General features: G+C 57.5%; 14 protein-coding genes and 1 pseudogene. 6 read left to right on the forward strand and 9 right to left on the reverse strand.

The features are described from left to right. The first annotated feature begins 151 nt into the window (after positions 1 to 151). Together BLS34_RS19525 and BLS34_RS19530 are read left to right on the forward strand one after the other, a co-directional pair. Complete coding sequence (locus BLS34_RS19525; RefSeq protein WP_093153019.1) at positions 152 to 583, forward strand: hypothetical protein; 432 nt, start codon at positions 152 to 154, stop codon at positions 581 to 583. Then, positions 580 to 1,830, forward strand: a complete 1,251-nt coding sequence (locus BLS34_RS19530) for a relaxase/mobilization nuclease domain-containing protein (RefSeq protein ID WP_093153022.1) — start codon at positions 580 to 582, stop codon at positions 1,828 to 1,830. Before BLS34_RS19525 ends, BLS34_RS19530 begins: the two co-directional genes overlap by 4 nt. A gap of 55 nt (positions 1,831 to 1,885) precedes the next feature. Here the strand turns inward: BLS34_RS19530 and BLS34_RS25580 are convergent, their stop codons facing one another. Then, the gene (locus BLS34_RS25580; RefSeq protein ID WP_139189401.1) at positions 1,886 to 4,246 is read right to left on the reverse strand and encodes a hypothetical protein; all 2,361 of its coding nucleotides are present in this window, start codon (positions 4,244 to 4,246) and stop codon (positions 1,886 to 1,888) included. A 608-nt stretch (positions 4,247 to 4,854) separates the two neighbouring features. Between BLS34_RS25580 and BLS34_RS19535 the strand changes: the two genes are divergently transcribed. After that, entirely contained in the window at positions 4,855 to 8,385 is a 3,531-nt protein-coding gene (locus tag BLS34_RS19535) for a type ISP restriction/modification enzyme (protein WP_093153025.1), read from the forward strand. A 132-nt stretch (positions 8,386 to 8,517) separates the two neighbouring features. Here the strand turns inward: BLS34_RS19535 and BLS34_RS19540 are convergent, their stop codons facing one another. After that, positions 8,518 to 10,233, reverse strand: a complete 1,716-nt coding sequence (locus tag BLS34_RS19540) for a ParB/RepB/Spo0J family partition protein (protein ID WP_093153027.1) — start codon at positions 10,231 to 10,233, stop codon at positions 8,518 to 8,520. 86 nt (positions 10,234 to 10,319) lie between these two features. Then, positions 10,320 to 10,829: an antirestriction protein ArdA gene (locus tag BLS34_RS19545; RefSeq protein WP_093153030.1), complete on the reverse strand. Its 510-nt coding sequence runs from the start codon at positions 10,827 to 10,829 to the stop codon at positions 10,320 to 10,322. A 421-nt stretch (positions 10,830 to 11,250) separates the two neighbouring features. Here BLS34_RS19545 and BLS34_RS19550 point away from each other — a divergent pair, with 421 nt between their 5' ends. Further along, a complete protein-coding gene (locus tag BLS34_RS19550) occupies positions 11,251 to 12,483 on the forward strand; it encodes an ATP-binding protein (RefSeq protein ID WP_093153033.1) in 1,233 nt (410 codons plus the stop codon). A gap of 42 nt (positions 12,484 to 12,525) precedes the next feature. On the opposite strand, the pseudogene BLS34_RS19555 reads toward BLS34_RS19550, so the two are convergent. The 4 genes and pseudogenes from BLS34_RS19555 to BLS34_RS19570 all read right to left on the reverse strand — a co-directional run. Continuing rightward, positions 12,526 to 12,933, reverse strand: a pseudogene (locus BLS34_RS19555) (IS630 family transposase); the annotation flags it as partial. A gap of 198 nt (positions 12,934 to 13,131) precedes the next feature. Then, on the reverse strand, positions 13,132 to 14,565 hold the full coding sequence (locus BLS34_RS19560; RefSeq protein ID WP_215906166.1) for an argonaute/piwi family protein: 1,434 nt from the start codon (positions 14,563 to 14,565) through the stop codon (positions 13,132 to 13,134). Further along, positions 14,562 to 16,340, reverse strand: coding sequence for an SIR2 family protein (locus BLS34_RS19565; protein ID WP_093153036.1), 1,779 nt, complete (start codon positions 16,338 to 16,340; stop codon positions 14,562 to 14,564). Before BLS34_RS19565 ends, BLS34_RS19560 begins: the two co-directional genes overlap by 4 nt. 105 nt (positions 16,341 to 16,445) lie before the next feature. After that, positions 16,446 to 17,003, reverse strand: a complete 558-nt coding sequence (locus BLS34_RS19570) for a hypothetical protein (RefSeq protein WP_093153039.1) — start codon at positions 17,001 to 17,003, stop codon at positions 16,446 to 16,448. A 947-nt stretch (positions 17,004 to 17,950) separates the two neighbouring features. Here BLS34_RS19570 and BLS34_RS19575 point away from each other — a divergent pair. Together BLS34_RS19575 and BLS34_RS19580 are read left to right on the forward strand one after the other, a co-directional pair. Next, entirely contained in the window at positions 17,951 to 18,709 is a 759-nt protein-coding gene (locus BLS34_RS19575; RefSeq protein WP_139189402.1) for a hypothetical protein, read from the forward strand. A 512-nt stretch (positions 18,710 to 19,221) separates the two neighbouring features. Continuing rightward, complete coding sequence (locus BLS34_RS19580) at positions 19,222 to 19,830, forward strand: recombinase family protein (RefSeq protein WP_215906167.1); 609 nt, start codon at positions 19,222 to 19,224, stop codon at positions 19,828 to 19,830. Here BLS34_RS19580 and lepB read toward each other — a convergent pair. Next, positions 19,803 to 20,393: a signal peptidase I gene (gene lepB, locus BLS34_RS19585; RefSeq protein ID WP_093153044.1), complete on the reverse strand. Its 591-nt coding sequence runs from the start codon at positions 20,391 to 20,393 to the stop codon at positions 19,803 to 19,805. The genes BLS34_RS19580 and lepB overlap by 28 nt on opposite strands. Further along, positions 20,366 to 20,611, reverse strand: a 246-nt coding sequence (locus BLS34_RS26255) for a hypothetical protein (protein WP_215906168.1), incomplete at its 5' end; no start/stop codon positions are given. The genes BLS34_RS26255 and lepB, both read right to left, overlap by 28 nt.

The raw sequence follows: 20,611 nt of genomic DNA on the forward strand, positions 1-20,611 counted from the left end.
TTCTGGATGTATCGGAGAGAGATGTGGTGCCCCTTAGCGGAGGGGAGTTGAACGAACTATTCCAGACATTAAGCGATTGGGAGCATCAACTTAAACACTTGGGGCATCCGGAACCGGCGCAAGATGGGAATGAATTTGAGGAGCCGACACCATGAGCGGCTCCTCCTACATCCACGCATTCCGAAAAACTGCGGAGCCTCCGCGCAAGCGCAAGGGGCCGCCGCCGGTGACGGTGCGACTCAGTCAGGCCGAATACGACCGCCTCAAGCACGACGCCGGGGTACTAACCATGGCGGCGTATATCCGCCTGACGCTGTTTGGCGAAGGCGAGATAGCTCCTCACCGGAAGCCCTACACGCGTAAGGCCACGTCCCCGTCTGCCGAACTGGCCATGATCGGCAAGATGCTGGGTGGTCTGGGACAATCGGAAATCGCCGCGAACCTGGCTGAGATCGCCAAGGCGGCGAGGATCGGCGCGTTGCCCGTCACGCCGGACGTGGAAGCCGAGGTCCGGGTAGCCTGCGAAGCCGTCCAGGATATGCGGACGCGCCTGATCGAGGCGCTGGGGGTCCAGGCACGATGATTCTCAAGGGGAACCGGCGAGGCGGTGCCAAGGACTTGGCGGCGCACCTGATGAAGGAAGAGAACGACCATGTGCAGGTTCACGAGCTACGCGGCTTCGTGGCGAGCGATCTCATGGGCGCGCTGAACGAGACATATGCGATCAGCCGGGGGACCAAGTGCCAGAAGTTCCTCTACTCGCTTTCGGTCAACCCGCCGCCCGGAGAGACGGCCAGCATGGCGGCGATACTTGAAGCTGTCGAGAAGGCTGAGAAAGTGCTGAAGCTTACCGGCCAGCCCCGCGCCATCGTGTTCCACGAGAAGAATGGGCGCAGGCACGCGCATGCCGTCTGGTCACTGATCGACGCGCGGGCGATGAAGGCGGTGCGGCTACGGGGTGACCGGATGGCATTGCAACCCCTCACCCGCGAGCTGTTCTTACGTCACGGCTGGAAGGTGCCTGACGGCCTGTTGGACCGGGAAAACCGCGATCCCAGAAGCTTCACGCTCAAGGAATATCATCAAGCCAGGAAGCACGGGCGCGATCCACGCACGGCCCGCAGTGCCATTCAGACGGCCTGGGCGGTTTCGGATTCCAAGGCCGCATTCGAGGCGGCGTTGCAAGAGCGCGGGATGAAGCTGGCCAAGGGCGACCGGGCGGGCCTCGTCTGTGTCGACATGTTCGGCGAGGTCTACTCAGTGCCCAAGATGCTGGGTCTGCGGATAAAGGACGTGCGGGAAAAGACCGGCAGCGAACGCGACAAGCCCGAACGCTTCCTCACGGTCGGCGAGGCGAAGGCCATGACCGCCGCCCTGATGCTCTCCAACCTCCGGCGCTTCAAGGGCGAGATCGAGGATACGGCAGATCGGAAGTCGGAGGAATTCGAGCGCCGGAAAGCCGAACTGGTCCGCCGTCAGCGGCTTGAACGGCAGTCGATCGAACGACGGCAGGAAGAGCGCCGGGAGAACGAGGTCCGCGCCCGGCAATTGCGCTTCAGGACCGGTTTCCGGGGCCTCTGGGACACCTTGCGGGGCCAAAACAGGCGCATCCGCACCCTCAACGAGCGCGAGGCATTGGAATCCCTGCGGCGCGATCAGCAAGAATGCGACGCGTTGATCCAGCGGCACCTCGAACAGCGCCGTCATGTCGATCTGTTCCGGATGCAACTGAGAAGGGAGTTTACGCACGAGCGCCGCCGCATCGAACGGGATTTCAGCGCCTACAACGATATGCAAATGGACTACGGTAGGGACGGGCCGGAAGTTTGAACACGAATGCGAGTGTCCGCCTATAACAATCAGCACTCAGGCTTGAGCACGGTTCTTAGACCGACTCCTGTGTTGGCCGGTCACCAAACAACTCAGCACATCGCTCGAACGACTCTTGAAGAGCTGCTAAGCGTTCGGTCCAGTCCGAAAAATGCCGCTCCATGACCTGCACAAGGTTATCCGGAAGGTTGGATGAAATATCATACATTTTCCAGAGAATTCGCCGAGCATTTTCAGTTTCCATTAGCTCATGGTCCCTGAAATTGACCATCTGGCGCTCTGTTCCCGGCATTTCACATGAATTGAAAGAAAGCAACGCATAGATCACAACACCCGGCACCAAGTCTTCTACGAAATTAATCGCGTCGGAATAATAGAATCCGCCCTCCTTGTCAGAATCGCGTATTCTATCAACATCGTGGACGAATTCATTGAGTAACTCGTCATGGCCGCGAGAGTTCGCCTCGCAAACAATGATAAAGCGCTGAAGAAACGGACCGAATGAGAATGAATAATGTTCAATATCAGGTGATTCCCGCCGCACTGCGCCAATTAGTTTAGTCAGCAAGGCTACCCATTCGTCATCAACTCGCACCCCCTCTGCGAACCACTGCGCCCATATCAGTTGAAATAAAAGCAAATGATCAAGTGAGTTTTGCCGATTCCAATCAACAGCGATAGTTTCGAGGGTTTCTCCAGCAGGCATCACATCCGTAATTTCCGATTCACTCCATTTCCATAGGTCTATGGGCAACCGAGACCAGTTTCTTCGAACACTCGCTGGACCAAGCTGCCGTGCAAAATCCAGAAATACAACGCCATATCGTTCAAAAGCAAACAGATCACCAATCCATGCTACGTATCCGATATTTTGAGCCAATTGCTTAGTGAGTGCCAATCGCATCTCCGCATGATTCTGGAACTTTGACCACAGACCTTCACTTTCCGGTAGTCGGTCGACACCGTGAACTAAATTACCGGTGGCCCTTTGACTATGCCGCAGGAACTCCCTATAGCTCGCCGAATCCAATCTTCCGTCTTCTTTTGATTTTCGCGACGCAACGTACTGCAACAGGCCAAGCGCCTCTGCAAAAGTCTGAGCAACCTCCGGCGAAAGCCCGGCCCTTATTGAACGATTGCAGACCCTTGCAAGACTATCTGAGATAGAAGCCGCGAACTCATGTGATTTGCTCAATGCGGCTCCTGCTGCCCAACTGACCGAGTATACGGGGCGCGCCCAATGGCGTAGCAGCGACATCAATGGTACTTCGGTTGCGTAGTTTCCGTCCTCCTTTGCCGAGGCCGCCAAGAGCGCGTGGAACATGTCCAATAGCTCATCGTACTCCGCGCGGGCGTCGGTCGGCGTCCCCGTAAGAATCTGGTGCTCGACATCCGATCCAAGCGCGTCAAGTACGTCACTAGGCTGAAAACGGTCCACTACGCTCGATGTACGGCGGCTAATTTTCAAAGACGCTCGCAACAATAGTCGACCGATCAAGTCGGGACGTTCATAAACAGCAAACTGTCGCCCTGGCTTGTGTTCGGCCTTCAAATAAAATCCTATTCCCACTATTCTCGATACAGCGCCGCTACGAAAACGAAGCCAGCGAAGTGCTGCTCGAAGCATTACAGTCCGAACATCTTCTACAGTGCCGTGGACCGAAAACCCGAACCATTGATAGTCTTGCGGAAGCTCTTGTACCGTCGTTAATGCAAGGCCGTACCTGGAGAGTTCCTCTCGGAACTCGTGCCAAATACGAAAACGAATTCGTTTGCCTACCTCCTCCTCAAAACCAACCCAGGCAACCAACGTTTTTCGCAGCCGAATACGGCCTCGGCGGGATACCAGATCGATCGCGGTGCAAACGAGCACAAGGTATCCGGCCAAATTCGCCAGAAACCATAAGATCGCTCCGCTCAGGATATAGGGGCGCGCCCCGCTTAGCTGCGATCCGAGCACGATTTCGTGCGGCCACACGAGCATAGCAATTAGGACTGCAGTGAGAAAAAGTGAACTCCAGGCGATTTCTCGCGGTCTCCCAAACTCCAGGAGTACAGCCAAGTCCAGTTCCCGGCCTTTTGCAGATCGGCCATCGAGAAGAAGTTGGGCACCGGCAATAATGATTGGGATCGCGACCGCAAATAATGTCACCTGAGCCGCTAACAGATAGCCGACCGCGTCTTGGATCAAGTTGGCCTGATGTTCGTCTAAATCGACAGTTTTGATAAAGATCAAACTGAAGCATGCCGCAACGGCTATAAAAAAGAATCCGAACGGCAATGCCGTCCACCGTATTCCGTTGAATAGACGATAGAGAGCGTAGCCCTGGCGGCCTGAAAGCGATCGGAACGATGAATTATGACGGTGATGTGCCCGTAGTTCGCGGCTAACAGCGCGCTCAATGCTGCCCATCATAATTGCTGCTCCAGCGGGAGTGAACGCGGCGGCATTGGAATGCGCACAGGCGCCCGCGAGCGTACTTTTCTGCCATGTCTAAAGCAAGGGCAGCCACTGGGCGCGGCTCGTCGCTCTTTCCACGAATGATATGAGTCGGCAATGGCCGTCGTGTGAGTGAAAGTTACCGGCAGCGTTATATCAGCCGCTGACCGGCGATTCTGATTTCGGCGTAATCCATACCGAGAGCTCGCGCGATGGCGCCATAATCGATGTAAAATTGGAGGCCCGCGGGGATGTCGCCGGATAGACCGTCATCCACAAACTGCTCTGCCAATCCGCGCAGCGTCTCTACGGCATAGACAACCGTGCAATCTGAGCCTGGCCCGCAAAGGTAGCGCGGCCCACATTTTGTCGCAGTGACTTGGCGCGGATGCGACAAAATCCAGGGAACTGCCCGCCGCCTATGGCCTCGGCGCAAGCACGTATCTGAGGGGATGCTGAATGGACATTCCGGCAAGGTTGAAGGTCCCCGATTTACGCCCGAGGGGCTAGGCCTTGACGGCAATGGGGCCGCAGGCCCCAATTGTGGATAAGCCGTTTGCAACCGAGTTGAAAGCATCCCTCGCATGGCCCTGTCAGCAAGTCCGGTTGTTGTTAGCGCGGCGCAATACGTCACTGAAACGCGCCGCCTCAGTAGGCTCGGCACAACGACTGAAGAGACGTTTTATCCCGCGATCCGCGACCTCCTGGCTCTCGTTCTGCACGCACAGGGCCTGCCCTTTGAAGTCCGCACTGGCACGTCAGAAGCCAAAACGCGGGGAACGGACCGGCCAGATTTTGTATTCGCTGACGCCGCCCTGTTCGTCGGTGTCTTTGGCGAGGTGAAGAAGCCGGATGTTGCCCTGGAAGAGATTGCTGTCTCGACAGAACGGGATAATCAGATCGGGCGCTATCTTGCTCGAACCGGAGTCGTGCTGATCACCAATGTTCGCGGATTCGGCCTGCTCACTTGCGCGCCAACCTATACTCGGGTTGCTGGCACGCCGGTTCCTCCGGACCAGCGAGAGCTGATCACCAACGTTGATTTGTGGGAGAACGCGTCTGGCAAGAGCGGGTCATTTCACGTCGATGACGATGCAGTTTATTCGCTTATCGAACTCGTTACGCGCTCGATTACTGACTACGCTCCGATTGCTGATCCGGCAGACCTTGCCAAAGTATTAGCAAGGCAGGCTCGGGATTCCAAAGATGCTTTACCAGACGATCTTGCTCCAATTGCACCGTTGCTAGATGACTATAGGCAGGCTCTCGGCCTGTCCTTCAACATCGGCGATGAAAAGGGTGACCGGTTCTTCCGGTCCAGCCTCATTCAGACGGCGTTCTACAGCCTTTTTGCGGCATGGGTTCTCTGGCAGCGAACCGAGGATGAGGAGCCATTCGATCTGGAAAAAGCGCAGTCCCATCTGCGCATTCCGTTCCTGGAGCAGCTCTTCTACGATATCCGGCACCCACACTATTTACGCGAGTTACAACTCGCAACGCACCTAGAGCGCGCTGTCGCCACGCTGAACCGCGTGGACCGCGAGCTCTTCAGCAACCGGATGAGTTTTCCGACAGTCGACGATGAGAATCCCGCCGTTGCAGCGATCACATACTTTTATGAACCGTTCCTCGAAGCATACGACCCGCAACTTCGGGAAGAGTTAGGGGTCTGGTACACGCCGCCTGAGATTGTGCGCTATCAGGTTCGGCGCGTTCATCACATCCTCAAGAGCGACCTCAACCGGCCGCGAGGCCTGGCCGACCCGGCGGTGGTCGTACTCGATCCCTGTTGCGGGACAGGCGCATATTTACTGGAAACAGCTCGCTGTATCGCCGAGGAACTCCGTCGCGAAGGTGATGAAGATGTTGTCGGCCTGGAGTTACTCAAAGCCTTCGAAGAACGGATCATTGGCTTTGAGATTCTGACCGCCCCCTTCGCCATCTCGCAGTTACAGCTGTACATCCTTCTCGCTGAGCTGGGCGTGACGCTTCCAGCAGGACACCGGCTTTCGATCTTTCTCACAAACGCTCTGACGGGCTGGCACGATCACGGTGAATTCAGGATCAATTTCCCGGAAATGCAGCAGGAGTTCGATGCCTCCCAAGCGTTTAAACACTCGGCGAAGATCATCGTGGTGCTTGGCAATCCGCCTTACGATCGGTTTGCTGGAGCGGCCCAAGCTGAAGAGGCCGAGTTGGTGGCCCAGTACAAGGGCATCGAGTTGGTCGAGGAGCGCGGAAGAGACGGCCAGATCAAGCTCGATAATTTCGGTCGTCCGAAAAAGAAGCAGCGCGGTCAAAGCCTTCTGTACAAGGAGTTTGGCGTACGCAAGCAGCTCCTCGACGATCTCTATGTCCGATTTTTGCGTCTCGCCGAGCAACGTATCGGCGAGGCTGCCGAGCATGGCGTCGTTTCCTACATATCCAACTCCTCTTATCTAACAGGGCGCTCGCACCCAATGATGCGGCGCTCGCTGCTGACGAACTTCCACAAGGTTTGGATCGACAATCTCAACGGCGACAAATTCAAGACCGGCAAGGTCATCCCCAAAGGTTTACCCGGCGAAGGCACGGCAGATCAGAGCGCCTTCACGACCGATACAGATCAGCGTGGTATTCAGCCGGGGACGGCTATCGTTACATGGTTGAAGCTACCAGCCGCGAAGAACAAGCCCGGCGAAACGGCAGTTTTCTATCGGGATTTCTGGGGGCTTGCGAACTGGAAGCGCACCGCTTTGCTCTCCAGTTTATCGGGTGGAGATTCTGAGGGTGGTGCCGAAGTGCCCGCCTATAGCCCGATTGCGCCAACGGTGGAGAATCGCTGGCGTCTTTCTCCCCATGAACAGGAACCAGCTTACGAAGCGTGGCCAGGACTTGATGAGTTGTTCCCCGTGCGCTTCCAGGGCGTAAACCACAATCGAGGCTTGGATGGAAGCGTCATTGACACCGACGAAAAGTCTCTTCGCACGCGCATGCAGGCATACTTGAATGCAGCCTCTTTCGAGGTCGCTGCCCAGATTTGCCCCGACGCGGCAACGGTTCATGCTGGATACGATCCTGAGAAGGTTTGGGGAGAGCTTAAAGCTGCGGGCGGCTTCGACGAAGTTAAGCTGAAAGCGTTCCTTACATTTCCCTTCGACCAACGCTGGATATACTATGAAACACAACATAAGTGGCTCAACAGACCACGACCCGAATTCGGCGTTAACCTCTCTAATAACGAATTCCTTATTACGGTACCGGAGCCACGAAAGATTTCCGAAACGCGACCGTTGTTTGCAACGACTCTCGTAAATCTGCACGTCCATGAACGCGGGTCAGTGGTTATTCCGCGTGAAACGCGCGGTGAAGGATTTCTCGCTGACCTCGACGCCAATCTGCCGGAAGCCACATGGCGCATACTGCGCGCTCACTTTGGCTTCAAAGGCGAACGCAGGGACGCGAGCGCCCGCCAGTTTGTGGGTCAGTTGTTTCGCGTGTCGCTAGCAATCCTCCATGCGCCTTCGTATCAGTCGGATCACCGCAGCGCTTTATCCGCTGATTGGGCGCACCTCCCCGTGCCCAAGGATTCTGCGCTCGTCCGGGAAATCGCCGATGCAGGTGACAGAATCGCGCGTCTCCTCAACAGCTACTCCGATGCTCAAGAGGAGGTGATAGCCGTGCTGGATGAGAAGCGTATGGCGCGGTTAGCTCAACTCCGAAGACAGGATGGCAAGGCTATCCGGCCCGAAGACCTCAAGATCACGGTGAACTACTGGGGTGGTTCCAAGGGCCGTTGGGTACCAAGGCCCTTCAGCCACGATGAGGACCCGGTGCCAATGTGGGGCGAGCGCACGGGCGATCTGTACATCGCCGAAGACGTCTTCTTCGCCAATGTCCCCGAAGCCGTATGGAAGTATGAACTCGGCGGCTATCCGGTGCTGAAGAAGTGGCTGGGATATCGGCAAGCAAACCACCGCAACGGGGAACCTCTTACAACGGAGGAGCGGCGGTGGTTCCGATCGATGGTGCAGCGCATCGCTGCTATCCACGCGTTAAGCCCGAAACTTGACGAACTCTATTCGTCAGCAGCCGAAAACGCTTTCACTGCTGACGAATTGGCCATCGAGCGGTAATCGCAGTCACGGGAGATCCGCTTGGCATTTGTGAGCATGACGAATGAAGATTTAACGGCCTGAGAAACAGTGCCGACCGGGTTGCCGTCCGGACGCCGGATGCGTCCGGACGGTGCCCCGAAGACTTGCGGCTCAGCGATAGTGTTTGCCGACCGCTTTCCAATCATCCACAGCACGGATGCCGCCATGCTTGGTGTAGGCCGCCATGGGGAAGCGCATGTAGCGGGGCTGCCAGTCCGGCTTGGCAGATTTGCGTGCGCCAGTCAGGCAGTCGGCAATGATCCCCTTCTGGACTTTGGCTGTGGCGGTCAGGTTGCCCTCGGCAATTGGCTTGCCCGCCACTTCGCCGAGCATGGTGTTGATGACCTCTTTGTCGCGTAGCAAACCCAAGAACGTCTCGTCCGGTGACCAGCATGTCGCCATGTCCGTGCCGAGCAACTTGCCCAAAGCCTCGACCATCGCGCTGCCAGAGGGAAGCGTCTCGGCGACAACGAAGGTGAGAACCTGCATGACCGCGTTGTCGTCGAGTGTCAGCAATTTGGCGAACACCTCATGGAGGTCGTGGGATCGGTCCCAATCGTCCTTGCGGGTGACCAGCGTCCGGTCGGTGTGGCCCTCTATGCCAAGCAAGCCACGCACCGTCTTGCGGGCTTCTTCAAAGCTCTGTTCGGCCTTGCCGCTCTCCACGCTCTGCCCGATGGCCTCGGTCGCGGCTTTTTGCGGCTCGGCGGTCACGTCCCAAAGTTCGGACCCCGCGATGACCTGCGCCACCGCCAGTCGCAAAGCGATGTCGGTGTGTTCCAGCAACGAGACCCGCACCGCCGCGTGACGGTGGAGTTCCAGATAGTTCTGCATGGCCTTGGTGATTTCGGGCTTGGGTTTGGGCGTATCCCCGCCCTTGTCGGCGTTTAGCCGCCGCTCGGCCTCTTTGCGGGGGAGTTGTCCCTCATAAGCCGTAACCTCGCCATTGTCGGCGATGCGGATATAGACCCTGCCGCCATCTTCCTTGGATGTATCGACATGCTCCCATGAGGCCCAGTGTTCGCCGGCCTCCAGAATGGCCACGTCCTGCCAGCCGTCATCGAGATAGGATTGGCGCAGCGCCGCGATGGCGGTGTTCTGCAAGCTCCAGAACTTGGCGGGATCGTCGAAGTATACTTCGTCACCGAACAGGTCAGAGATCAGCGCTCCGTCATATGCGGACAGGTCGAACAGAGCGCTGGTGGTGAGAATCTGTTCCCCGCCGAACAGCCAGTTTTTCAGGCGGTATCCTTCGGGGGCGTGCCCGTCCTCGCTCTCGTAGAGCGCCCACCACGCCTTTTGCTGCGCCTTGGTCGCCATGGTCAGTATGCGCAAGGTGGAGGGATGGATGTCGCCGCCTTGGTAGGCTTTGAGGATTGGCGTTATCAGATTCGCGATAGCGAGCCGCTGGCTGACCATCCGCTCGGTGATCCCGAAATGCGCGGCGATGTCATCGGCGCTGCGCCCCTGTTTCACCAGTGCGGCGAACGCCTTGTACTGGTCGATCTCGTCCATCGGCAGGCGGGCGAGATTTTCAGCCAAAGAGGCTTCGACGGCTTTTACATCATCGCCCGCGTCCATGACGAGGCAGGGAACGGGGGCGCTGCCGTTGCCTCCGGCTTCGTCCGCCAGCTTTCGCAGCGCGTGATAGCGCCGCTGTCCGGCGATGATCTCGTATCCCTCGCAATTGGGGCGCACGAGAAGCGGTTGCAGCAAGCCTTGGGAGCGGATGCTGGGCAGGATGTCGGCGATATCCTTGGCCCCTGTTTTCCGCACATTCAGGCGGGTGGCTTTGAGGTCGTTCAAGTCAATGTGTTGAAGTTTCATAATAGTGTCCTTTCGTTCAATAGGCGGTGCGGAATTGCACCCTCGAACCTCCGAACAGGCCGGAGGCTCGGGGCTGCAATCCCCTCTCAATCGCAGCGGTAAATCAGGCGTTGTCCGGCAATGGTTGTCTCGGCGTAGTCCATACCGAGGTCGCGGGCGATGGCGTCATAGTCGAGATATCGGGCTATTGCCTCGGGGATGTCCCCAAAGAGCCCTTCGTCCACGAATGCCTCGGCGAGCTCCCGCAGAGTGTCCATCTGGTAGATATCGACCATGCCCGCATCGGGGTCGTCCGCGACTTGCTCATGGTCATAACCGCATTCGCCAACGGCGATGATGTAGCGCTGCTTGCGGTCTTCGTCCCATTGCCCGACCGCGTCCAGATAGGCCGCAAAGTTTGCCTGATTGAGCGCCCATGCTCCGGCAAGGGCGCAATCAATCTCCTCGCCGTCGATGAATTGAATTTCGAATTCCTCGACGCTCGCACCGTAGTCGTTGATGGCCTTGGCCGCCTTGGCCTCGTACTGCTCCACCGTCTCGAAATAGAAACCGCTGGCTGAAATATCGTATGGCTGTGCATGAAGTGTTGTGGTCATTTTCCCTGTCTCCTTTGGGCTAGGGGTTCGCTTTTGAACCCTTGGCCTTCGCCGAGAACGGGGTGTGCAAACGGAGGGAGAAATCGACGGCGGGCGCAGGCGCAGCCGAGCCTCGGGAGACCGTCTATTTCTTCCGAAGTGCGCCGAGGGGCTGGCCCCTAAGCTCTTGCGCGAGGGATGGATGCCGTATGGCCGAAACCCGCTGGCGGGGTTCGGTTCACGACAGCCCGGCCCGAAGGGCGCGCGCAACCTCTTTGGAATACTTATCCACAGGATACTTATAAAATCGCGGTCTGATTATTTGTAAAATCGCGGGCACTTAGTTTATAAAATTGTCAGCGCTAAATTTGCAAAATCGCGGGGGTCCGGACCGGAGAACGGCGATCTCCGCAGGCTAGCACAGCGCAAGACGAGGCATTGAATGACAGAGCTATATCCACGATGGCAGGAAGCGGGCCTGAAAGCGGCGATGGCCGAGCGGCGCGTCGTGCTGCTCACCGGCCCGCGCCAGTGCGGCAAGTCGACGCTTGCCCGCACCCTTGCCGCCGACAAAGCCGAATACCGGACACTCGACGACCAGACCCTGAGACAGGCTGCGGAGAGCGACCCGCACGGATTTGTGCGGCACGATGCCCCGACGCTCATCATCGACGAGATCCAGCGCGTTCCCGAGTTGCTGCCCGCCATCAAGAAGGTCGTGGACGAGGATAATCGCCCCGGCCAATTCCTGCTGACCGGCTCGGTCAACGTCCAGGAGCTGCCCAGCGTGCGGGAATCACTGGCGGGGCGTATCGCGAAGGTACGGCTGCGCCCCTTCGCACAGGGCGAGCTTGTCGAAAGCAAGCCGCGGTTCCTCGACCTGGCCTTTGCCGGATCGTATGATCACGGCTGGACGATATTCGATCGCGACGAACTGATCGAGATCGCTTTCCGTGGCGGCTTCCCTGAGGCCGTGCGCCTTGAAGGGCGATCCCGGCGGCGCTGGCACCGCGACTATGTCGAGGCGCTGCTCGATCGCGACCTGCGGGACATCGCCCGGATTCAGCGGATCGACGCCATGCGCGACCTGGTGTCGGTTCTTGCGGCATGGTCCTCCAAGCTGATGGATGTCTCGGCCATCGGGTCCGGGCTCTCGATCAGGCGTCCGACCCTGGAGTCCTATATCAACGCGCTCGAGACGCTGTATGTGACGGAGCGGGTACGCCCGTGGACACGCACGGACTATGAGCGGGTCGGCAAGCAGGACAAACTGTTCATGAGCGACTGCGGGCTGATGGCCTCCGTCCTTGGCTGGCGGATCGATCAGGTGCGGCTTGATGCGGATCGCGTCGGCAAGCTGTTTGAAACCCTCGCTCTCAACGAGATCTCGGCGCAGATCGACGCCGCCGGTGACGGCTGCGAGCTGTTCCACTACCGGGACCGGGAGAAACGCGAGATCGACTTCATGATCGAGCGGGACGACGGCGCACTGCTGGGGATCGAGGTGAAGGCCGCCGCGAGTGTCAATAAGCGTGATTTCACGCATCTGGAATGGTTCCGTGACAACCTTGCCAAGGACCGGCCCTTCACCGGGATCGTCCTCTACACCGGCGAGTTTCCCGGCTCCTTCGGCAATGGAATGTGGGCGGTGCCCTTCAGTGCCATGTGGTCGTAAAGTCGTTCACTCGTACCAACCGCGCGATTTGACTGCTTCACGCTAGTGGATTGATTCCAACGTTTGGAACCCCCGGCTGCGCGCGGCGATGATGGCGTCGGGATCGGCGCGCCATGCGAAGGGCTTTGCCTCGCCGTCGTTGTGTTCGGCCAGGAAGCGGTTGATGGCGGCCTGCAGATCGCAGACCGAGTGGAAGACGCCGTGCTTCAGGCGACGCCGGGTGAGCCGGGCGAAGAAGCCCTCGACCGCGTTCAGCCATGACGACGAGGTCGGGGTGAAGTGGAAGGTCCAGCGCGGGTGGCGGGCGAGCCAGCGCCGGACCTCGGGCGTCTTGTGGGAGGACACGTTGTCGAGGATGACGTGGACGACCTTGCCGGCGGGAATGTCGCGTTCCAGCCGGTTCAGGAAACGGATGAACTCCTGGTGGCGATGGCGCTGCATGTTCATCCCCGTCATCCTCGACAGCGTGAACATGATCCCGGTGCGCATGCTGTGCAGACTCGCACCAAACCCGCCTCAGGGGAATCCCCCACAGGGACTCATTTGACCCGAACAATCCACTAGCGCATGCGGCCCGTGTAGATCATCAACGTGGTGGAGAGCTCACAAAGGTGTCAATCGACGCCAATAAATCGTCCCCTCCGTGTTCTACATGAACAAACGGACCGGGTAAGAGCGCGGCTCAAGCTTTGGCATCTGCTTGACTACAGATGCGAGCGTGCCGGCAAAGTTGAGCGTTACTGGCATACGGTCATAAGGGCCATCATTGTTCCAGTCCATCTTCGTCAGCGCCAGCGTCTCTTTACACAAATCGTCCATCGAGCCGCGCCCAGCGTGGCGGTTCAGTATTAGCGGCTCCGGCGTTCCCTTTCCTTCTTTGAAGTATGACTTTCCATTATTGCTAACGACAGGGAGATCGCCCTGTGTCCATAGCAAAGATGTGTGTTGCCCTATCTGGAATGTACTACCACGAAGGCACGGGTAACCGTTCGGTTGTTGTGGTTTGATTATATATACACCCTTCCATCCACTGTTTTGTTGTACATGAACAAGTTCGATATTTTCGGTATTCGGAAAGGCGTCGAAAACTCCATCAATCTCGTAGGGCTTAAATTCCGTGTTCTTGTGAACCACGATACGCGACGGGACGGCTCCAGCATGTTTGCGCTGGTAGACGGCCAGACTGCGGGACATAACCTTCATCATCTGATCCCGATGGAGGAACGGATTCTTTCCGAACATCCGGACACCGCTGGCTTCATAGGCGACAAATTCCAGGCCCGATCCTTCCGCGTCGAAGACTTGGCTGCAACAAATTGCAAATCTTGAATCTGCGTCAGTGTTCGGTCGAAGTGCGTAGTCGATACCGATATAAGCCGTACCCGGATCAATGTTGGCCAGAACCCAGGGCACTCCACCGGCTTTTGTATAAAGAGCGATACCCAAACGCCACATCACACTGGCGCGGCAGTGATAAGCCAAAGAACGGTCTTCATTTAGGAACTGGGTGGGTATGCCTTCAAAGGCGGCAATAGCCTTCACGTAGTCATGCAGATTGAAATCATCTGTTTCGCCACCGAAGAAACCGACCTCCCATGCCTTGTCCAGTAGAATGTAGACTACATCGAAGGCGTCGCGTTGATGACGGAGGGTACGAAGCGCGTGCTGAAGCGCTTCAGCAAGCTTGAGATGAGGCTTTTCGGCTCGCTTAATTTGCTCGGTCAAATCGCCGGGCAACTCGACGTTTGCCTGAGGACCAGCAGGCCCCATATTCACGTGGAAGACCTTTGAGAAACCTGGAAAGCCGCGAAGGTACGGTCGCCGCTCGCGCGGTTGATGGGATTGTTGAAGCTCTCGCAAGAGACCGTTGACCCGCTCTACTTGTCCAGCGGGAGCAATGATGGCGACGCGAATGGGGTCGGCGATCGCAGCGAGTTTATCCCGAGAGTACGGACCAAACCGAAGCAATCCTTCCAGGGGATGAGCTTCTACGGCCCTTGGATCCTCGGCCCCAAAACGTAGTTCCTGTTCCGCTAAAACGGCGTAGCCAGGCAGTTGGAATGGTTGAGGGGACGCTGTCATCGGCTCGCCCCACTGAATCCTGTGACGGTGGACATCTCGAAGGTTGCATCGATACCGTCGGATATACCGAAACTGCGTAAGGTGACAGTGCGGTCAGTTCCAAGAAGCAGGCTGGTCCATCCGCTCAACATAGCGTTGGCCTTCGGGTTGAAGCGCCCCGCCAAACGAGAGCGTACGAATTCCTTGGACTCGTCGATCTCCTCTGCGGTGGCTCGCTCAGGGATATTCCGATGAATGCGCGGGTCCAACAGGAGCCAAAGCCGGTCAAGTTTGTAGTCGAGGCGAAGTTCGCAGCATTCAGTCCAGCGAATCCCGGTATTACCAATCACACCAGTCAGACTATCGATAGGCCTGATACTGCCGCGCTGAAAGTGAGCTGGCGTCACAGTTTTTGGGTCAGGAAGCGCGAAAACCCGCCAGCCGCGGCGTAGTAAATGGATACCTGCACGGTTGCTCAGGGCTCGCATAAGCGCATCTCGGATAAGGCGACGTTCCTCGCTCTCATAAGCGAGGCTCTTGTCAGGGATCGAGCGTGTTTCAAACCTCTTGATGCCGAAGGGGTCAAAGGTCGCCCGGACATGCGGATCGCGGCCAAACGCGATGACGCCATCTCTGGTGCGCCGGGCTACGATGTCGACTCCAGCCTTCTCGATGGCGTCCTGGATTTCGGACCATCCGCCAATCTCACAATCTATCAACTGACACATGACAGGGTGCGAGATGACCGGTAGCGCGTTCGTCCGGATAGAAGGAACAATTGCGCCAGGAGGCTTTAGCGCCGCACTGCCGAGACGCGGCGGCTTCGCGCCGTCAATATCCCGGAGCTTGTCGGAAGTTTCAGGTAGAAACCGAACAAGGTCAGATAGAAGCTCGTCGAATGTCTCATTGTCGATAAGGTGAGCGTCTACACCAAGACGACGAGCTTCCGCGATCAGTTCGGTCACCGCCTCGAACGGCGCCTCGCCGGAGCGCTTGAACCAGAACAAGCCATTCGGGAAACCTCGACCTTCGTTCAACGCCTCCCGCAAAGCTTCCACTACGGACGCGTCCCGGCCACTATAGCCGACCACTGCCAGCCCGTTGGAGCCGCACGCCTGGACAAAGGCACGGCGCATCTCGGCATCTTGATGTCTGAGTTCACCATCGGTGTTCTTGAGTGAGGCAGAGTGATAGTCACCATGCAATTTGCCGTAGATCGGGAAGCGCCTAGCGTCGAACGCATCGGCCGCCTTCCGTGGCTCGCCGAGATCGGCCACTACGAGGTCATTCGTCGAACCGTAAATCCTAGCGGCAGCGTCCTCGACGGTGCGGTCGAAGTTGGTCGTCCAGACGAGGCGGCAGCATCCTTCACGCATCAGGAGGGCGAGTGCCAGGTGTCCGTAGGTCGGCTTTCCAAGCTTTATGAGCCGTTCGAGGTAGGCCTGACGGTCTTTGGCATTCGGATAGGTCGCTTCGAAGAAGCGAGCGTACTCATCTGCAGCGCCACTCGCCGGAAAATCCTGAAGCTCGTCAAAGTACCGTTGCAGCTTGCGCTGAACGACTGGATCACCTGGGTCAGTGATCGCATTGGGCGGGAGCTTCTTGTGTGAGCGGTACAGGTTCTGTTTGAAATCCCAGATCATATCACCAGCGGTCTTAATCCCAGCGGCCCGAGAAGCGCCGGCTCCAAGGAACCACATGATGTTGCCGACCCGCATCTGATAGGCACGAAGAAACGCTGCAACATCCATGTGCGTGATGCCGTCCTGGATAGTGACCAGTTTCGTTTCGTCCATATCAGATTTTCCTTTTGTTCATTACCCTCTTAAAATTCAATATTTATTTTGTTTAACACCTTACCATCTGATGCTCATATCACATAATATATCGTAATTTTTTATTCATTTTTCTTTCTTTTTTATTGTCGGTATCGTATCTAAATCGTCTGCTCCGATCTCGATCACCCGCTGCCTCAATGAATTGAAGAACGCCTCGTTGACATGCCCAGCCTCATAATGAGCGCGCACCACATGATAGGGATTCAACAGTAGCACGTAGCTGATAGGTCCGCTGGGGCCCTCTTTGATGTCGATGAACCCGAGGCTCTTAAGGATGCGCATACGCGACGACCAAGTCCGCACAGCGCGTTCTCCGGTGAAGCCCGAGAAGAAAGCCATCTCGCGTTCCTTGTTGGCGATAATGAACGCGTCATCGTAGGTGCGGCACCAGAGTTCGAGATAGGTCGAGGAGACAGGTTTACCTTTGGACAAGCTGTCCATGATCTGCAAAAGAAGCGGCATCGCGCGCGGGACGCTGAGCCAGCCGTCTGACTTCTCCCGATCCCATAGCTGCGAGATATCCAATCCAGCCCATAATTCATCCCGCAGCGTGAGCTTCTGGCGAGCAATCTTGCTGACTCGCTTCTTGCTTCGGACAATCAGTTTGTTTCCAGCAACCATCATATCCCCCTAGCGTTCTGTAAGGTCGGGCCGGAGTGTGGACCCCCGGCCCTTCAGAGTGATGTGTGCCAATGAGTGGCCACTTGTCTGGTGTGCTGGCTTGACATGGATTGGACACCACGCCCGACAGCAGCATCATCTGATGAACGATATATTGGGAAAAAAATACGTTATTTCAATTAGTTAATACGCGCAGGATGTTTTGGCAAATGCATGAAGGATACATATTGACGATCCGAACAGACAACAAATGACTCTCGTTCGAAGCACCAGTGGACAAGGAACTCGCGCGGAGAACGCGATTTGGCCATACAGTACATCGGGTTACGCAATGGACGCCTGTGCTCACCGTACTCTTGTGCTCATATGCTCATCATGTGCTCCCAGTGCTCCTGGGGTCTAGGGGGACGGCGGGGCCCAACTGAGGCATCGGATTCTTGCAGGGGCAGCACGACACTCTGCATGAGACTTGTCGGCGCGCGTGATGAAACGGCAAGACGTTTCTCTGGCGCAGGCGTGGGCTCGATGCCCCGGATGCGTCACATCACGAGCGGCTGGCGAGCGCTCGGCCGGGATTGAAACGCCGGTGTCGTTTCGAGGGATGGACCGGCGATACGGTCCGATTGGCGCGTAAGCGCCAACAGCGTGAGGGTGCACGGGAGAGCGCAGCGTCTCCCTGCCTCAGCCGCACCCGGCGGCTGAGCAAGCTCCCTGACGACAGTCAGGGTCAGCTTGCGCGCAGCGCAAATCAGCTATCCCACGGTGAATGACGGATCGGATTGAGCCACTGACACGCCGCTTCATTCAGAATTTGACCCGGTTCATCGTCTCAGTCCGTTTCACCGCCATTGCCACCAATACTCCACGAATCATGCGGTCGTATGCCGCCGAAAATTGCAGAATAAGTTACAATTTGATATAATATGAAGATATTCAGGGGATTGTGTATGGCATTGGACGATGACGAATTTCATGACAGGGAAGCGCGGCTAGAGGCGGAACAGCGGCGACGGATTCACGACGACCTGGCCAATGAGACGGCGGGCCGTGAAACTGGCCGGATCAAGCGTCTCGACCATCCGGGCGAGGAGCCGGTCGGCGCGCGTGACCGGAAGGAAAAAGAGGAGCGGGACCGCACCGCGTCCCTGACGCGTCTCCAAGTCCTGCTGAACGATCCGACATACCGCGCCTTGTATAACGACACATTCGATCAGCTTCGCACGGCGGAGACCGCGACCGAAGCGGCGCTGGAAGAAGCGCACGCCGCCCTCAGCCAAACCGAAACCGACCTACAGTCCACCCTCGATAATGCCGCCCGCCTGCCGGACGGCACGCGCGTGTTCCGCGATGCCGATGGGAACATCCGCACCGAAGACGGCGAGCTTGTCTCCGGCCCCGATGCGGAGACGATTGTCTGGAAGGGTGGGGAGCCGAGCTACGAAGACCTGCTGGCCCGCCGGAAAGCCGAAGGCGATGCGCGCCAACGGGTCGAAGATCTGCTGCGCTATCAGAACGATGTTCTGGGACCTGCGCACGACCGTATGGAAGACCCGGACAATCCGCCGACCCCCGATGAGTTGAAGCAGATTCAGGACGATATCGAACAGGGTGCACGCCAGCTTGGGATCACCGATCCCGAACAAGAGTTGGCAGACGCGTCAGCAAAGCCCTCGAGCTTTGATCTTCCGACCGGAGCGCCAAGCTGACATTCGGAGCGACTACTTCCCGAGCTTGCCGCACTCATGCTGGACCAGCCAGAGAATGACAGCCTGCGGATGATAGGTCGGGTTTTCTCGCATGTTCCGAAGCGTCTTTTCGTATCCCGACCGTCGTTCCTTCTGGTGCCACTGGTCGATGCAGCCAGATTTCCCTGAATCCAATTGTGATGCAATCACGCCTGTCATCGTTAACGATATATCCAAATACGATTCCTGACCACTCTTGCTCCAGCGCAAGACATCCGCACTCGTGAACTCTGCTGCGCGTGCTTTCTGTGGATATATCGCCAATGAACACATCACCGATATTGCGATGACGGCGGATTTTGCCAGACTCAAATATGACCATTATTGATTCTTTGAGAATGTACCGTAACTATGAGATCGCAGCACTTCAAAACCGCAGAAATCCGGGAGCCAGATTCCCGCACCAACCGTCCGGAGACAGGGCCGCGCCATGCGACAAAAACCGTCGTTTTTGTCAACGCCGGGGGGCTCCGATGATGGCCGTGACAATGACAGCGGGATCGGGGCGGAAGCTCGGATACGCGCGCGTCTCCATGCCCGACCAAAAACTCCGCATGCAGATCGACGCGCTGGAGCAAGCCGGGTGCGACGCGGTGTTCTCCGATCACGGGATATCCGGCGCGAAGGCGGAACGCCCCGGCCTTGATGAGCTGCTATCGGCGGCCCGGCCCGGCGACATGGTGGTGGTGTATAAGCTGGACCGTCTCGGGCGATCGGTATTCCACCTCTCCGACCTGCTGGTCCGCTTCAATGGAGAGGGCATAAATTTCTGCTCGCTCAGCGAGGGCATCAACACCGCCACGCCGGGCGGCAAGATGGTGTTCCACGTCTTCGCCGCGTTCGCGGAGTTCCAGCGGGACATTATTTCCGAGAACACGATTGAGGGCCTGAAAGCCGCCCGCCGCCGAGGCAAGACGCTTGGGCGGCCCTGCGCGCTCACGTTCGAGCAAGCGCTGGGCGCATACGAATGTATGACAGACGCGGGTGGGAACGTGCTGGACCTGGCAATGGCCCTTGGCGTTGCGCCGATCACGCTGGACCGCGCGTTCATCCGTTATGGGCTGGCGCTAGAGGCGGCCTGAGCGCCGTCACCCATGCGCACGACGCCCACAACATCGCGGTGGCTGATGAGGCCGAGGCGCGTGCTGTCCAGCCCGCCGCCGGTCATTGTGCCGAGCACGAGATAAGCATCCAGCGGAATCACCCCATCGAAATCCCGTTCATAGAGCGCGATCATTTTAGAGCGCCCAGCGGAGAGGATGTAGGGTTGGCCGAGTGCGTTGCGGAGCACGTCACCGTTCAAAATGATGCGGCCATCCCCGCGCATCGCGAAGGTATCACCCGCCACACCGCGCACTTGTTTGATGATCGGCATCTTGTGTGCGCCGGATCGGAACACCACGAGATCGCCAGTTTGCGCGGAGCCAGAACAATTGGCAGGGTACATCATCACAGTCCCACCATCGGCCACAACCGGCGCGAGGGAATTACCTGCAATGTCCACAGGCCGGAGCGTGCAGATAATATCTTCAGTGAAGCCTCCAGCAGCACTATCCGCTATAATTCTATAAAAACATAGAACTGTCAGAAATAAATAAAATACAAAATGACCTAAAACTACCACGGAATCGAGCAATTTCCCCATTGCACGCCGCCACCCGGTTGACTTCTATCCTTACAAATTACGCTTCCCGTCTGGGTATCCATTCTAAGACATGTAATATTATTGTAATACACTCCATAGTTTGTGCACATCAATTGATAGCGCCCGTTGACGCCCCCCGCTGCGACGGCGGTGTCGACGTAGTCTTTGGAGGCAAGGCTATCGCCAGTGATGCTGCCCTTCATGCTCCACCATTTGCT

This window comes from Thalassobaculum litoreum DSM 18839, from assembly GCF_900102465.1.
Lineage (GTDB): Bacteria > Pseudomonadota > Alphaproteobacteria > Thalassobaculales > Thalassobaculaceae > Thalassobaculum > Thalassobaculum litoreum.